14 protein-coding genes and 1 pseudogene are annotated in these 14,647 nt (G+C 66.0%); 5 read left to right on the forward strand and 10 right to left on the reverse strand.

Annotation, left to right across the window (positions count from 1 at the left end; genetic code table 11):
* Window positions 1-9 precede the first annotated feature (9 nt).
* From aroC to A8M77_RS29125, 4 genes are read left to right on the forward strand one after another with little or no spacing between them, the layout of a single operon-like run.
* The gene (aroC, locus tag A8M77_RS29110) at window positions 10-1,134 is read left to right on the forward strand and encodes a chorismate synthase (RefSeq protein ID WP_086924956.1); all 1,125 of its coding nucleotides are present in this window, start codon (window positions 10-12) and stop codon (window positions 1,132-1,134) included.
* The gene (locus A8M77_RS29115; RefSeq protein ID WP_086924957.1) at window positions 1,134-2,306 is read left to right on the forward strand and encodes an MFS transporter; all 1,173 of its coding nucleotides are present in this window, start codon (window positions 1,134-1,136) and stop codon (window positions 2,304-2,306) included. The genes aroC and A8M77_RS29115 overlap by 1 nt, the downstream gene beginning before the upstream one ends.
* Before the next feature lie 53 nt (window positions 2,307-2,359).
* Entirely contained in the window at window positions 2,360-2,659 is a 300-nt protein-coding gene (locus A8M77_RS29120; protein WP_086924958.1) for an AbrB/MazE/SpoVT family DNA-binding domain-containing protein, read from the forward strand.
* A 3-nt stretch (window positions 2,660-2,662) separates the two neighbouring features.
* On the forward strand, window positions 2,663-3,094 hold the full coding sequence (locus tag A8M77_RS29125; RefSeq protein ID WP_086924959.1) for a putative toxin-antitoxin system toxin component, PIN family: 432 nt from the start codon (window positions 2,663-2,665) through the stop codon (window positions 3,092-3,094).
* A gap of 2 nt (window positions 3,095-3,096) precedes the next feature.
* Here the strand turns inward: A8M77_RS29125 and A8M77_RS29130 are convergent, their stop codons facing one another.
* The 5 genes from A8M77_RS29130 to A8M77_RS29150 all read right to left on the reverse strand — a co-directional run bounded on the left by A8M77_RS29130 (window position 3,097) and on the right by A8M77_RS29150 (window position 8,961).
* Window positions 3,097-4,023, reverse strand: coding sequence for a carbohydrate kinase family protein (locus A8M77_RS29130; protein WP_086924960.1), 927 nt, complete (start codon window positions 4,021-4,023; stop codon window positions 3,097-3,099).
* Window positions 4,024-4,150: 127 nt separating this feature from the next.
* Entirely contained in the window at window positions 4,151-5,089 is a 939-nt protein-coding gene (locus A8M77_RS29135; RefSeq protein WP_086924961.1) for an ABC transporter substrate-binding protein, read from the reverse strand.
* 39 nt (window positions 5,090-5,128) lie between these two features.
* The gene (locus tag A8M77_RS29140) at window positions 5,129-6,055 is read right to left on the reverse strand and encodes an ABC transporter permease subunit (protein ID WP_238137019.1); all 927 of its coding nucleotides are present in this window, start codon (window positions 6,053-6,055) and stop codon (window positions 5,129-5,131) included.
* 121 nt (window positions 6,056-6,176) lie between these two features.
* Window positions 6,177-7,724: a sugar ABC transporter ATP-binding protein gene (locus A8M77_RS29145; protein ID WP_086924963.1), complete on the reverse strand. Its 1,548-nt coding sequence runs from the start codon at window positions 7,722-7,724 to the stop codon at window positions 6,177-6,179.
* Window positions 7,717-8,961: an ROK family protein gene (locus A8M77_RS29150; protein ID WP_086924964.1), complete on the reverse strand. Its 1,245-nt coding sequence runs from the start codon at window positions 8,959-8,961 to the stop codon at window positions 7,717-7,719. The genes A8M77_RS29145 and A8M77_RS29150 overlap by 8 nt, the downstream gene beginning before the upstream one ends.
* Window positions 8,962-9,324: 363 nt before the next feature.
* Here A8M77_RS29150 and A8M77_RS29155 point away from each other — a divergent pair, with 363 nt between their 5' ends.
* A complete protein-coding gene (locus tag A8M77_RS29155) occupies window positions 9,325-10,731 on the forward strand; it encodes an MFS transporter (RefSeq protein WP_086924965.1) in 1,407 nt (468 codons plus the stop codon).
* A gap of 42 nt (window positions 10,732-10,773) precedes the next feature.
* On the opposite strand, the gene A8M77_RS36255 is transcribed toward A8M77_RS29155, so the two are convergent.
* The 5 genes and pseudogenes from A8M77_RS36255 to A8M77_RS36260 form a co-directional block, all read right to left on the reverse strand.
* Complete coding sequence (locus A8M77_RS36255) at window positions 10,774-11,253, reverse strand: hypothetical protein (protein ID WP_158101018.1); 480 nt, start codon at window positions 11,251-11,253, stop codon at window positions 10,774-10,776.
* A 432-nt stretch (window positions 11,254-11,685) separates the two neighbouring features.
* Complete coding sequence (locus tag A8M77_RS35625; RefSeq protein WP_143694797.1) at window positions 11,686-11,925, reverse strand: hypothetical protein; 240 nt, start codon at window positions 11,923-11,925, stop codon at window positions 11,686-11,688.
* Between the two features lie 78 nt (window positions 11,926-12,003).
* Window positions 12,004-13,280 (reverse strand): IS3 family transposase gene (locus A8M77_RS29165; RefSeq protein ID WP_443272951.1). Its coding sequence is split into 2 segments (ribosomal slippage): window positions 12,004-13,022 and window positions 13,022-13,280, totalling 1,278 coding nucleotides; the frame shifts between segments, so codons are not numbered across the junction.
* A gap of 621 nt (window positions 13,281-13,901) precedes the next feature.
* Complete coding sequence (locus A8M77_RS35630) at window positions 13,902-14,438, reverse strand: hypothetical protein (protein WP_143694798.1); 537 nt, start codon at window positions 14,436-14,438, stop codon at window positions 13,902-13,904.
* Window positions 14,435-14,647: pseudogene (locus A8M77_RS36260) on the reverse strand (hypothetical protein); the annotation flags it as partial. The gene A8M77_RS35630 and the pseudogene A8M77_RS36260, both read right to left, overlap by 4 nt.

Raw genomic sequence — 14,647 nt, forward strand, 5'->3', positions numbered from 1 at the left:
TCGCCGCCCATGAGCGGCAACACCTTCGGCACCCTGTTCGCGGTGACCAACTTCGGCGAATCCCATGGTCCCGCGATCGGCTGCGTCATCGACGGCTGCCCGCCCGGCATGGCCCTCAGCGAGGCCGACATCCAGGGCGACCTGGATCGTCGCCGACCCGGCACCAGCCGCCACGTGACCCAGCGCAACGAGCCCGACGCCGTGCAGATCCTCTCCGGCGTCTACGAGGGCCGCACCACCGGCACCCCGATCGCGCTGCTGATCCAGAACACCGACCAGCGCAGCAAGGATTACGGCCAGATCTCCCAGCAGTTCCGCCCCGGCCATGCCGACTTCACCTACTGGAAGAAGTACGGCATCCGCGACCCGCGCGGTGGCGGGCGCTCCTCGGCGCGGCTGACCGCGCCGATGGTGGCGGCCGGCGCGGTGGCCAAAAAGTGGCTGTTCGAAAAGTACGGCACCGTTTTCCGCGGCTGCATGGCACAGATCGGCGAGATCGAGATTCCCTTCGAGCGCTGGGAGCACGTGCCGAACAATCCCTTTTTCGCGCCCGTCGCCGATGTCTCCCGGCTGGAGGCCTACATGGACGCGCTGCGCAGGTCGGGCGACTCCTGCGGCGCGCGCATCCGCGTGACGGCCTCGAAAGTGCCGGTGGGCCTGGGCGAGCCGCTGTTCGACAAGATGGACGCCGACATCGCCTGGGCCATGATGGGCATCAATGCCGTCAAGGGCGTGGAGATCGGCGCCGGCTTCGCCAGCGTGGCGCAGCGCGGCACCACGCACGGCGACTCGATCAGGCCTGATGGTTTCGACAGCAACAACGCCGGCGGCACGCTCGGCGGCATCACGACCGGGCAGGACCTGGAGGTGAGCATCGCGATCAAGCCCACCAGCTCGATCATCAGCCCGCGCCAGTCCGTCGACATCCACAACCAGCCGGTCGAGGTCGTCACCAAGGGCCGGCACGACCCCTGCGTCGGCATCCGCGCCACGCCCATTGCCGAGGCGATGCTGGCCCTGGTGGTGATCGAGCATGCGCTGCGCAACCGCGCCCAGTGCGGCGACGTGATCGGCGCGCCCGATCCGGGGCAGTCCGCGGCAGAGGGAACGTCGCCGCAGGCGTCCTTCCTCTAGTGGCGCCGCCACCCGCCGGCGGCCGCGGCCACCTGCTGGCCTTCGCGGTTCTGTCGGCGAGCTACTTCGCCCACATCGGTTTCTTCAACCCCTACCTGCCGCTCTGGCTCAAGGACCTGGGGCTGCCGATCTTCATCATCAGCCTGCTGACCTCGGTGCAGTCGATCACCCGGGTCTTCGCGCCCTATGCGTGGGGGGCGCTCAGCGACCACACCGGCCAGCGCGTACTGCTGCTGCGCATCAGCGCGGGGGTGGCGCTCGTCGCCTCGCTGGGCCTGTGGTGGAACGGCGGCCCCTGGTGGCTGGGGCTGGTGCTGCTGGTGATGTTCACCCACACCAGCTCGATGATGTCGCTCACCGAGGCGGCCATGGCGCACCTGGTGGCCGGCGACTGGGGGCGCTACGGGCGTATCCGGCTCTGGGGTTCCGCCGGTTTCCTGGCGACCGTCTTCATCGCCGGCGAATGGTTCGAGCGCTTCGGCATGGGCCATTTTCCGGCCTGGGCGGGCGGTACGCTGGCCATCGTGCTCATCGCGACCCTGCGCCTGCCCGACATGCGCGACCCGCCGCTGGCCCATGCGGCGCAGAAGGAGCCCGTCGGCCCCGTGCTGCGGCTGCCGGCCGTGCGCTGGTTCTTCGCCTCGCTGTTCTTCCACGTGATGGCACATTTCGCGGTCTACGGCTTCCTGTCGCTGTACCTGGACTCGCTCGGCTACGGCAAGGGCGTGATCGGCCTGCTGTGGGCGCTGTCGGTGGCGTCCGAGGTGGGGTGGTTCTTCCTGCAGGGGCGGTTGCTGGGCCGCTTCGCGATGCCGCGCTGGCTGCTGATCTGCGGCGTCGCCGCGGTGCTGCGGCTCGGCCTCACCACGGGGGGCGGCGCATGGCTCTGGGCGCTGGTGTGCGCGCAGCTGCTGCACGCGCTGTCCTTCGCCGCGCACCACACCACCTGCGTCGCGATGGTGTCGCGCCATTTCCCCGGGCGGCTGCGCGGCCGCGGGCAGGCGCTCTTCACCGTGATCGGCTATGGCTTCGGCGGCGTGCTGGGTGTGCTGGCGGGCGGGGCGATCGCGCAGCACTACGGCTACGTGGTGATGTTCGGGGTGGCGACGCTGCTGGCAGTGGCGGGCAGCGTGTGTGCCTGGCGGACGCAGCGGTTGGAGTCGGGCGGTTGACGGTACCGGGGCGTCATCGCTAAAGTAAGGATTCCTTACTTCAGGGATATTCCATGCTCGCCAAGATGACCTCCAAGAACCAGTTGACGCTGCCGCGCAGCGTGACCGACCAGGTGGGCGCGGCCGAATACTTCGACGTGGAGGTGCGCGAGGGCCAGATCGTTCTGACGCCGGTGCGCATCCAGCGCGGCGATGCGGTGCGGGCCAAGCTCGCGGCGCTGGGCTTGGACGAAACCGATGTCCGCGACGCCATCGACTGGGCAAGGCAGGGCGCCGAGTCCGAGCAACTGCTGGCCGCCGAGCCGCGGCCGACCTATCGCGCCACCTCCTCCAGGAGCAGGCGCAAGGCCTGAGCGATGGCCGCTGCCGTGCGAGTGGTGTTCGACACCAACGTGGTCCTGTCCGCTCTGGTGTTCGGCGGGCCTGCAACGCGCCGGCTGCGCGGGCTGTGGCAGCAGGGGGCCTGCACGCCCCTGGTCAGCAGGGCGACGGCCGGGGAGCTGGTGCGGGTGCTGGCCTATCCGAAGTTCAGGTTGTCGCCGGCCGAGCGCGAGGAACTGCTGGCCGACTACCTGCCTTACGCCGAGGTGGTCATGCTGCCCGAGCCGCCACCCGCCGTGCCGCCGTGTCGCGATCCCTTCGACCTCCCTTTTCTGCAGCTGGCTGCAGCCGGCAAGGCCACGTTGGTCAGCGGCGACCGCGACCTGCTGGTGCTTGCCGGGCAGGCCGCCTTTCCCATCGTCGGGATCGAGCCTTTTCTGGGAGGCTTCGACGCCTCCCGAACGTAGCCTCAGCGCAGCTCCGCGCGCCTCGGAAGGTCCGCGCCGCGGCGCGAGCAGGTGAGGGCGGCTGCGCGGGCCGCGAAGCCGAGGGCTTGGCCGAGCGCTTCGGCGCCGAGCCCGGCGAGCGCCTCGGGCGTGAGGGCGTCCTGCTCGTCCAGCCAGGCCAGCAGCGCCGCCTGGAAGGTGTCGCCGGCGCCGACGGTGTCCACCACCGTGACGGCCGGGGAGGGCGTGTCGATGCGGCGTTCGCGGGTCCAGGCGGTGGCCCCGTCGCGGCCGCGGGTGACGACCACCAGCGCCGCGCCCAGCGCCAGCCAGCGCGCGGCCACCTGCTCGGGCGTCTCGTCCGGGTAGAGCAGGGCCAGGTCCTCGTCGCTGGTCTTCATCAGGTGCGCGATCGGCGCCATGAAGGCGACCACCTCGCGCCAATGCGCCAGGTCGGGCTCGACGTTGAGGCGCACGTTCAGGTCATAGGCGACCAGGCGTTGCACGCACTCGCGCGCGGCCAGCGCACGCAGGGCGCTGCCCACCGGCTCCACCGCCAGCGCGTAGGAGCCGAGTTGCAGCACGCGTGCGGCCGATGGCAGCGCCGGCAGGTTCTCGTGCGTGATCTGCCGGTCTGCCGCGTCCTTGCCGTGGAAGGCGTAGCGCGGCACGCCGGCGGCGTCCACGCTGACCACGCTGAGCGTGCTGGGCGCGTCGCTGCGCAGCACCAGCGAGGTGTCGACGCCCTCGGCCCGCAGCGAGGCCAGCAGCCGCTCGCCCGAGGCGTCGGTCGACAGGCCCGTCAGGAAGGCCACCGGCCGCTCCAGCCGCGCCAGCCCCTGCGCCACATTGAGCGGCGAGCCGCCGATGCGCGCATCGAGCGCCAGGCCGGTGGCCGTGGGCTCGCCCATGTAGACGTCCATCAGCGCTTCGCCGCAGACCACGAACATGGCATACCTTCGAAGAGTTTCATGCGGTTGATACCGAGACCAGTCCGCCGCCGGGCCGCCCCAAGGCGGACTGAGGCCCCCTCGGGGGGGCGCGAGTACACGAAGTGACGGAGCTTGGGGGCCATATTCAGCGCGGGGCTTGCCAGCCTTTGTAGTCCTTGACGTTGGTGCGCGTGATCAGCGTCGAGGGCAGCAGCGTCATCGGGTCGGCGGGCTTCTTGCCGTTCATGATGTCCTGGCCGATCTCCACCGCCTTCTGCGCGATCATGTACGGGTCCTGGCTGGCGGAGGCCTGCACCTGGGTGTCGCTCTTGAGCGCGGTCTCGATGTCGGGCGCGCCGTCGACCGAGGTGATGATGATGTTCTTGCGGTTGAGCTGCCGGGCCGCCAGGTCGGTGCCGATGGCCTGCGGGTCGTTGATGGCGAACACCGCATCCACCTTGGGGAAGCGCGTCAGGTGGTTCTGCATCACGTTGAGCCCACCCTCGCGCGAGCCCTTGGCGTCCTGGTCGTCCGACAGGATCTTGATGTCCGGGCTTTTCTTCAGCACCGACTTGCAGCCGTTGACGCGGTCGATCACCGCCGACACCTGCGGCCCGTTCTGGATGATCACGTTGCCCTTGCCGCCGAGCTTCTCGACGATGTACTGGCAGGCGATCTCGCCGGCCTGCACGTTGTTGGTCTGCACGGTCGCGTCGGCGCCGTTGGCCGCCACGTCCACGCCCACCACCACGATGCCGGCCTTCTTGGCCTTCTGCAGGGCAGGTTCGATGGCCTTGGCATCGATCGCGTTGACCAGGATCATGTCCACGCCCGAGGCGATGAAGCCGTCGATCTGCGAGAACTGCTTGTTCAGGTCGTAGTCGGCCGACAGCGCGTTCACCTTCGCGCTCGGGTTGTACTGCTTGACCTTCGCCTCCGCGCCCTTGGCGAGCGAGACGAAGAAGGGGTTGCCCATCGAGCCGAGCGTGATGCCGACGCTCTTGATCTGCTTGTTCTGGGCCTGCACGGCGGAGGTGCCGAGCAGCGAGGCCACGAGGGCCAGGGCGATCATGGATTTGCGCATGGGAGAGTCTCCAGGGTGGTTGTAGAGGAAGGGAAGGGGTCAGGTACGCGCCGAATCTTTTCGGCGATAGCGGTCCAGCGCGACCGCGCCGATGATCACCAGGCCCTTGACGATGTACTGCCAGATGTCGGACACGCCCATCAGGATCAGGCCGTTGGTCAGCACCGCGATGATCAGCGCGCCGACCAGCGTGCCCAGGATGGAGCCGGTGCCACCGACGAAGCTGGTGCCGCCCAGGATCACGGCCGCGATCGCATCGAGTTCGTAGGAGGCACCCAGCTGCAGCCCGTTGGCCGCATAGAGCCGGGCCGAGGCCATCACGCCGCCCAGGCCGGACAGCAGCCCCGAGGCGCAGTACACGAACAGCAGCACCGCCCAGACCTTGATGCCGGCCAGCCGCGCCGCCTCCGGGTTGCCGCCGACCGAGTAGATGTTCAGCCCCAGCACCGTGCGGCGCAGGATGAACCAGGACAGTGCCACCACCGCGAAGGCGATGATCACCAGCCAGGGCACGCCCAGCACCTCGCCGTTGCCGATGAAGGCGAAGGGCAGCTGGGGGTTGAACACCGTGGTGTCGCTGCCCAGCAGCCGCGCGATGCCGCGCACCGCGGTGAGCGAGCCCAGCGTCACGATGAAGGGCGGCAGCTTGAGGAAGGCGATCAGCACGCCGTTGATCAGCCCGAACAGCAGGCCGCAGCCCAGGCCCGCCGCGATGCCCAGCATGCCCAGGCCCGGAATGGTCGACACCAGCATCGCGGACACGGCCGAGGCCGCGAGGATCGAGCCCACCGAGAGGTCGATGCCCGCGGTCAGGATCACGAAGGTCATGCCGGCGGCCAGCACGATGTTGATGGAGGCCTGCTGCGAGACGATCGACAGGTTCTGCAGGCTGAAGAAGTTCTCGCTCGCGAAGCTGAAGCCGATGCACAGCAGCACCAGCACCGGCAGCATGCCGAGGGCGCGCATGATGTCCTTGCCGGAGGCGCCGCGCAGGGCGCCGGGCGCGGGGGGGTGGCCGACCGCCGCGAAGGCGGGAAGAGTCTGCTTGCTCATGATGTCTCCTGGGGGATGGGGTCCGTGCGAAACGTCAATGCAGCACGGGGGCATGGATGGCCGCCGCGCCGGTGGCCAGCGCGACGATGTTTTCCTGCGTGATGGCCAGGGCACTCGAGCCGCCGACCTCGCCGACCAGGTGGCCTTCGCGCATCACGATCACGCGGTCGCAGATGCCCACCACCTCGGCCAGTTCGCTGGAGATGACGAGCACGGCGACGCCGCGGCGCGCCAGCTCGTCGATCAGCCGGTAGATCTCGCTCTTGGCGCCGATGTCCACGCCGCGCGTGGGCTCGTCCAGGATCAGCACGCGGGGAGCCAGCTCCAGCAGCCGCGCGAGCAGCACCTTCTGCTGGTTGCCGCCGGAGAGCGAGCCCACGTTCACGCGCGGCGAGGCCACCCGGATCGACAGCTGCGAGATGGCGTCGCGGGCGCGCTGCGCGGCGCGTTTGCCGTCCATCACGCCGCCGGCCTTCGCGTCGCGCGGGCTCACCATGACGTTGATGTTGTCGCGCACCGAGAGGTCGAGGAACAGGCCCTGGCCCTTGCGGTCCTCGGTCAGGTAGAGGATGCCGGAGCGGATGGCGTCGATCGGCCGCTGGATGTCGAGCACGGGGCCGCTGCCGTTGAGCTGGACCTCGCCGCCGGTGCGCACGTCGGCGCCGAAGATCAGCCGCGCCAGCTCGGTGCGGCCGGCGCCGACCAGTCCGGCCAGGCCCAGCACCTCGCCCGCATGCAGCTCGAAGCTACAGCCGTGCACGCGCCGGCCGTCGCGCAGGTCGCGCACGGTGAGCGCCGTCTCGCCCGTGTGCTGGCCGTGGTGCTCCTTGCGGTAGAAGCCGGAGAGGTCGCGGCCCACCATCATCTTCACCAGCTTGTCGCGCGACAGCTCGGCGCGGGCGAGGGTGCCGACGTAGCTGCCGTCGCGCAGCACCGTCACCTCGTCGGCCAGCTCGTCGATCTCGTCCATGCGGTGGCTGATGTAGAGGATGGCCAGGCCCTCGTCGCGCAGCCGGCGGATCAGCGCGAACAGGCGGTCGGTCTCGTGGGTGGACAGCGGCGTGGTCGGCTCGTCCATCACCAGGATGCGGCAGTCGAAGTGCACGGCGCGCGCGATCTCCACCAGCTGGCGCTGCGCGATCGACAGCTCGGCCACGCGGGTGGACGACCCGAAGTCCGCGCCCAGGCGCTTGAGCGTGGCCTCGCACGCGGCATGCATGCCGGCGCGGTCGACCAGGCCGCCGCGGCGCAGCGGCCGGCCCATGTAGATGTTCTCGGCTGCCGTGAGGTTGGCCGCGAGGCTCAGCTCCTGGTAGATCACCGACACGCCCAGGTGCTTGGCCGCGAGCGGCCCGTCGATGTGCACCGGCTTGCCGTCGATCAGGATCTCGGCGCCGGGGTCGGGCATGTAGGCGCCCGACAGCACCTTCATCAGCGTCGACTTGCCGGCGCCGTTCTCGCCCATCAGGGCGTGCACGCGGCCGGCGCTGGCGCGCAGCTGCACGTCCTGCAGCGCCTTCACGCCGGGGAAGGTCTTGGAGATCCTGCGCAGCTCGAGCAGCGCGGGCGGGGAGTCATGCATTCGCCGTCTCCTGTGAGTGGGGGTGGAAGCGACCGCGCAGCAGGTCGGCGCGCGGCGAGAAGTTGAAGAACATCGGCAGGCTGGCCGCGCCGATGGCGCCGGCGTCGGCTCGGAAGCTGCCGCGCACGATGCGCGGGGTCTGGCGCGCCTCGGGCGCGATGGCGCGCAGGCCGGCGTCGAGGGACTGCATCAGTTGGTCGATCAGGCCGCTGTCGATGTCGCAGTCGATCACCACCACCGGCAGGTCCAGCACCGCGAGCGAGGCGCGGGTGGAGGGCACCAGCGCGTCGATGCAGTCCTCCAGCCATTCCTGCACTTCGGCGCGGCCGGCCTGCACGCAGGCCTCCAGGTCGGCATGGCCCTGCACCGCGATGCCGTGGTGGCGCAGGTGGCGGGTCAGTGCGTTCAGCGAGGCGCGCGACAGCAGGATGTCCCAGCGCCGCACCGGCGCCGGCGCGGAGTCCAGCCGGCTGGGCGGCACCGGCATCAGGCCGAGGTCGGCCGCGTTGCCGGTGCTGCCGCGCAGGCTCTCGCCGCCGATCACCGCGCCGGCACCCAGCGCCGCCCCGATGAAGACGTAGAGGAAGTCGTTCTCCTCGCGGCCGATGCCGAAGAACAGTTCGGCGATCGCGGCGGCGTTGCCGTCGTTCTCCTTGAACACCGGCTGGCCGGTGGCCTGCGCCAGCATTTCGCCGAAGTCCACCTCGTCCCAGATGCGGAAGTCGGCCTCCAGGTCGAGCTCGCGCAGCCACGCGCCGAGGTTGTAGGGTTGGGCCAGGCCGATGCCCGTCAGGCGGCGGCGCTGCGCGGCATCGAGGCGTTCGGTCATGCGCTGCACGTCCTCGCGCACCAGGGCCAGGGCCTTGTCGGGGTGGGGCAGGAGCACGTCGTGCGCCGCACGCGCGAGGATGCGGCCGCCCAGGTCGATCAGCACGGTCTCGATGCTGGTGCGGTCCAGCCGCACGCCGATGCCGTAGGCGCCCTCGGGGTTGACGCGGTAGAGGCCGGCGGGCTGGCCGCGCTGGCCTTCCTGGCGCCGGCCGGCCGGCTCGATCAGCCGCGACTCCTCCAGCGACTGCACGATGCTGCCCACCGCGGTGTTGGTGAGCTGGGCCCAGCGCGCCAGGTCGGCCTTGGAGGCCTCGCCGGCCCGGCGCAGGCGCTGCAGCAGGCTGCGCTCGTTGTAGAGGCGCAGGTTCACCGAGTTGGTGCCTCGACCGGGGCCGGCTGTCGTCACGGGCTGTCTCCTTGCGGCTTATTAATTAATTCAAGTTGAATAAATAGTAGAAGCCGATGCGTCGAACGCCATCCAGGGTTAACCCGGAAAAATGCAAGAAAGTATGGAAACAGGCCCTTCGGGCGCAGCGGACCCAGGGGCCGCGTGCATCCCCGTATCGGGCGAGCGGGTGCGCTCGGGGCTCGATCGACGCCTAGGGGACACGGCGCCTGGGGCGCCAGAATCCCAGTACAAACCCCCATTTCGCGCGAATATCGTACGAAATTGATCGATCATCGATTCGTCGCGCTGGCCAAGCCGTTGCCCGCAGGGGTGCCCGCCGCCTACAGTCCGCTCCGCCCACCCCCAACGGAGACACACCTCATGAGCAAATCCCAGGAGCACGAGCCGCAAGGCCGGCATCAGTCGAAGAAGGCCGCCGCCAGCGGCTGGATCGGCTCGGCGCTCGAGTACTACGACTTCTTCATCTACGCGACCGCGGCTTCGCTGATCTTTCCGCAGATCTTCTTCCCCAAGGGCGATCCCGCCATCGCGATCGTCGCTTCGCTGGCGACCTACGGCGTCGGCTACGTGGCCCGGCCCATCGGCGCCTTCTTCCTCGGCCACTGGGGCGACACCCACGGCCGCAAGCAGGTGCTGGTCCTCTGCATGTTCCTGATGGGCTTCTCGACCATCGCGGTCGGCCTGCTGCCCACCTACGACCAGGTCGGCCTGCTGGCACCGGTGCTGCTGGTGGTCTGCCGCCTGGTCCAGGGCTTCGCGGTTGCCGGCGAAATCTCGGGCGCCAGCTCGATGATCCTGGAGCACGCGCCCTTTGGCCGGCGCGGATTCTTCGCCAGCTTCACGCTGCAGGGCGTGCAGGCCGGCCAGATCCTGGCCGCGGCCGTGTTCCTGCCGCTGGCCCACTACATGCCCACCGAGGAGTTCAACAGCTGGGGCTGGCGCATTCCCTTCCTGCTGAGCTTCATCGTGATCGTCGCCGGCTACATCATCCGCAGGGAAGTGGACGAGACGCCCGCCTTCGCCGAGGAAGGCCAGCAGCAGCAGCGCCCGCGCTCGCCCATCGTCGACGCCTTCAAGTACAGCTGGAAGGACATGATCCGCGTCATCTGCATGGCGCTGATGAACGTGATCCCCGTCGTCGCCACCATCTTCGGCGCGGCCTATGCGGTGCAGTCGGCCTACGGCATCGGCTTCGCGAAGGACATCTACCTGTGGATTCCGGTGCTCGGCAACATCCTCGCGGTGGTGGTCATTCCCTACGTGGGCAACCTGTCGGACCGCATCGGCCGCAAGCCGCCCATCATCTTCGGCGCGCTGGCTTCCGGGCTGCTGGCCTTCGGCTATCTCTATGCGATCAGCATCAAGAGCGTGCCGCTGGCCATCTGCATGTCGCTCCTGATGTGGGGCGTGGTCTACCAGGGCTACAACGCGGTGTTCCCGAGCTTCTACCCCGAGCTCTTCCCGACCCGCACCCGCGTCTCGGCCATGGCGATCTCGCAGAACATCGGAACCGCCATCACCGCCATGCTGCCGGCCCTGTTCGCCACGGTGGCGCCTCCCGGCGCGGCCAACATCCCGCTGATCGTCGGCTCGCTGGCCTTCGGCATCACGGTGATCGCGGCGATCGCTGCGCTGAGTGCCCGCGAGACCTACCGCATCCACATGAACGACCTCGGCAATGCCGACGCGGTGCCGGTGCCGAAGCCGGAGTACGAGCGGCTGCGTGAGGAGACGCTGGTCCAAGGGCGAGCGATGAAGGCGGCTTGAGAAGCATTGAGATCGTGTCGGGTTCGGAGGAACTCGACGCCGTCAGTCGATGAAAGCGGGAAAGGGCAATGTGGAGTCATTGCCCTTTTTTGCGTCCGCCCTTGCCAGCGTTGCCGCCTTCTTCAAGTGCTTTTCGCGCTCGACAATCGCCAGCGCCTTCGCTCTGGCATCGCCGTACTTGGAAATCACGAACGCCTGGAATTGAGTGATGTTGCCGACGCGCGTGCGCGCCACCCATGCTTGGGGAACCCCATTGCGGCCTATGCGTAGGTGCACGCCAGAAACGCCAGAGGTGTTGCTGCTGTTGGTGAAGCCGGTGCTTGGCACTCGCAAGGCTATTGGAGGGTCAACCACGACGGCCTCGGGATCGGGCGCGTGCGCATCAAGATGCCGAAGTCCTTCTGCATTCAGCCTACCCCCGAGATGCAGCCGTGGTTCCCATTTGCACATGGTGCAGTTGCGGCATTTGGCCCGCGATAGCTTGGCGAAAATGTTGCGCCACTGCTCGTTGTGTGTGTGCAAAGTTGCCTAAGAAACACGATTGAGCGTAGACATACTGATGCTATCGCGAGGCTCTACCTCGAACGGAGCTTGGATTTTGTCCAATCCAAGCCAGTCCGAAGTAGTTTCTCGCCTGGATGTCCTTGCCCAGCATATGAGCTTGAGCGTCATATCCTGTGTCGCAGGCACCTTGCAGCCGTGGTTTGATTTCGCGCCCAGCAATCATTGACGACTACGAGCGGTACTCCTGTTCTGTCGGAAAAAGCCTTCGCTGCCAAATCAACGGCAACCGAGTCAACTATTGCCTTCCCCGTACTCGGCGCGAACGCCTGCTCCAGCAATCCGTCCACCCCGGCCCGGGCTCTCGTCGGATCGATGAACCGGCGGTGAGGTGCCCAACTACCGCGCTCACTGCCCGGGGGCGCGCAACTGTCGCCGTTGCCGTTCTTGCGATCAGCGAGCGCGCCTGAATTTTTCTTTAATCCAAGACCACATCGATCGAAGCAACTCCTCTCCTGTGTTCCCCTGTCCGAGTTTTTCCATTTGAGAGCCCATTCCCAAGATGGCAATAAACAGTCCGGCGATCACTGAAACAAAATACCAACCAGAACCGGGAGCATCAAGCAGTAACCATGGTCCCAAACCTACTAGCAAAGCAACTATCAGGGCAACGTCGAACAATAGCTTTCTCACTGAGAACCTCTTCGAATTGAGTCGTCAACAAGGTCTCTGGTCTTGACCCCATCCCACGGACAGGTACTTGCTTGAATCTCAAGCGCTCTCGGGTGCAGGGTTATCCACGGCGTCGGTCGGCGCTTGCGACGAACCGACCGACGCGGTGGGTAACCCGTGTTCATGGGCGCGATCGTTGTTCGCGCGTTGTTTCTCCTCGAATTGCATTGGTGACAGGTAGTCGAGCGCCGAGTGCAGCCGGCGCGGGTTGTACCAACCTTCGATCCAGGTGAACACGGCCGTCTTTGCTTCGCTCTTGCTCGTCCACTTCCTGCGGGCGATCAGCTCGCATTCGAGGCTCGCGAAGAAGCTCTCGGCCATGGCGTTGTCGTACGCGTCGCCCACCGTTCCCATCGAAGGACGCACACCCATCTCGCGACAGCGGCTGCCGAAGGCAATGCTGGTGTATTGGCTGCCTTGGTCCGAGTGGTGGATGACCGAGTCGGGTCTACGCGTGTGCAACGCCATGTTCAGCGCTGCCAGCACGAGGTCGGTCGTCATCTGCTCGCTCATGGACCAGCCCACCACCTTGCGGCTGAATGCGTCGATGACAACGGCCAGGTAGACGAAGCCCGTCCACGTCGGCAAGTACGTCATGTCGGCGACCCACAGTTGGTCAGGCGCATCCGCGCGGAAGCGCCGGTTCACCAGATCGGGCGCCGGTCGCTGTCGCGCGTTGCGTTCGGTGGTGACGGTGAACCCTCGCCGGCGGCTGACACCTCGGATGCGCGCGTTGCGCATCAGGCGGGCCACGCGCTTGCGGCTCGCTTGTTCGCCATCCATGCGCAGTTGTGCACGCACGCGAGGCATGCCATAGGTTTCATCTGAAGCCTTGTGCACCTGTCGGATCTTCTCGGTGAGCAGGGCGTTGCTCATTGCCCGCGCGCTGGGCATGCGGGCGCACCAATCGTAGAAGCCGCTGTGCGAAACACCGAGTACGCGGCACGCGGCTCGCACGCTCAGACGGCGCTGGGGGTCGGCCTGGATCGCGCTCACGAGCTCGAAGACGGCGTGGACGTCTTGTCGTGCCTCGCGGCGAACCAGGCCGTAGCCTTTACCAGAATGTCGCGCTCCTGCTCGACCTGGCGCAGCTTGCGCCGCAATCGCACCAGCTCTTCGCGTTCGGCCATCGTCAGGCCTTCCTTGCCGGGCAAAGGCTTGCCACTGTCACGCGCGCTCTGCGCGATCCAGTTGGTGATGCTCTGCGCGCTCGGGCCGAACTCACGCGAAAGCTCTGCGGGCGTCCTGCCGGCCTGCGCCAGCTCGACGATCTGTTGACGAAATTCCGCCGGATACGGCGGCTTTGATTTGGGCATTCGGGACTCCACTGATGTGAACAGTATGGCGTCCGTGAAAGGGGGTCAACTTCAGTTAGCGAGACTCCTGATGCCAGGTACGAGGCTTTCAAGCCTGTCGCCATGGTGATTAGATCGTCGCCGGCACGTTGGCCGGGTATAGCGATGCTGGTGCCCGTGGCGGCACGAATTTCTTGGGCGACCTGAACGTTGTTGCTTATGGCAAAGCCCTCTCGGCTGACACAGGCGGTTTGGACCTTCGATGGATCACCACTTGCCAAACTCAATCCCCAACTGGCATTGTCGTTGTAGCGATTGACGTAGTGTCCCAATTTGTGTGAAACGACGCCCACGAACGTTACGGCACTATTAAACCAAGTCGCTCCTAAAATCACCTTGGAAATTCCGCTGGCATCCGAGAAAAAGGCGGCACTTCCTGCCGTCTCAGCAAAAATCGCCGAAGCCCTTCCTGATTTGATGTCCACCTCCATCAAGTGGAGCTGAGATTTAAGCGTCTCCGATGAATTGATTAGACGCAAAACCTCCATCCACTGAGTAGAGTTGAATTTAGTTTGAATATCTTTAAAAACAATAGAAGTCTGGGCAATATTGGTTGTCGGCATGATTTAACTCCCTTAAATTTTATTCAATTGTCAAACGGAAAAAGCACCCAGATTCTTCATCAGATTCGAGCGAGTACCGATAATTCTCATTTAAGCGATAGTGAAGCACTACGACATGAGCGCCTACAAGACGATCAACCGCCTCCGGCGTAGATATATTGACGTATCGAAACGGCTGAGCCAGATTAAGACCAAATGGTTTTCCAGACAAATCGATCCATATTTTATTTTTTATACAATAATTTGAAGTTTTAATATCAATGCGCACATTTGTCGTCATCCCCCTATTGATCTCGAAGCGAGAAAGGGCGAACGATTCAATATCCCACCCCAGCTCTTGAATTACCTTTTTGATTTTTTCCTTGATCTGAGCCTCGCTATCTGCCTCCATCTCCAACTCATGTACGGCTCGCAAGAATTTTTGCGCCGCAATTTCGGGCGGCGTTGACGCCAGTACTTTTTTTTCTGATTCTGTGGCTTTTTGCAAAACTTCTTCTTGAGCAAAGATCGGAAAAAAGGCCTGGCAACTCAGCCAACAGATCAACAAGCGCTTCATACCCAAATCCGCCAGCCGCTTTCATTTGCCGCTATTGACGAGGTAATTAGTCGGAAAGCTTCGCCACTGGTGGTGTCGCCGCCATCGATGGCTATGTCAGCGGCATCGACCAGCAGCACGTCGTCGCCGGCTCCGCCCGAGAGGCGGTCGGCGCCCGTGGAGCCCGCCAGCCAGTTGGCCTGCGCATCGCCGGTGAGGGTGTCGTTGCC

The organism is Variovorax sp. JS1663, assembly GCF_002157355.1.
In the GTDB taxonomy this organism is placed as follows: domain Bacteria; phylum Pseudomonadota; class Gammaproteobacteria; order Burkholderiales; family Burkholderiaceae_C; genus Variovorax.

Excerpts from the sequence above, each read along its gene's own strand:
- A8M77_RS29125 (WP_086924959.1), top strand. The coding sequence starts at position 2,663 with ATGGCCGCTGCCGTGCGAGTGGTGTTCGACACCAACGTGGTCCTGTCC.
- A8M77_RS29155 (WP_086924965.1), top strand. The coding sequence starts at position 9,325 with ATGAGCAAATCCCAGGAGCACGAGCCGCAAGGCCGGCATCAGTCGAAG.
- aroC (WP_086924956.1), top strand. The coding sequence starts at position 10 with ATGAGCGGCAACACCTTCGGCACCCTGTTCGCGGTGACCAACTTCGGC.
- A8M77_RS29120 (WP_086924958.1), top strand. The coding sequence starts at position 2,360 with ATGCTCGCCAAGATGACCTCCAAGAACCAGTTGACGCTGCCGCGCAGC.
- A8M77_RS29140 (WP_238137019.1), bottom strand. The coding sequence starts at position 6,055 with ATGCGCGCCCTCGGCATGCTGCCGGTGCTGGTGCTGCTGTGCATCGGC.
- A8M77_RS35630 (WP_143694798.1), bottom strand. The coding sequence starts at position 14,438 with ATGAAGCGCTTGTTGATCTGTTGGCTGAGTTGCCAGGCCTTTTTTCCG.
- A8M77_RS29145 (WP_086924963.1), bottom strand. The coding sequence starts at position 7,724 with ATGCATGACTCCCCGCCCGCGCTGCTCGAGCTGCGCAGGATCTCCAAG.
- A8M77_RS29130 (WP_086924960.1), bottom strand. The coding sequence starts at position 4,023 with ATGTTCGTGGTCTGCGGCGAAGCGCTGATGGACGTCTACATGGGCGAG.
- A8M77_RS29135 (WP_086924961.1), bottom strand. The coding sequence starts at position 5,089 with ATGCGCAAATCCATGATCGCCCTGGCCCTCGTGGCCTCGCTGCTCGGC.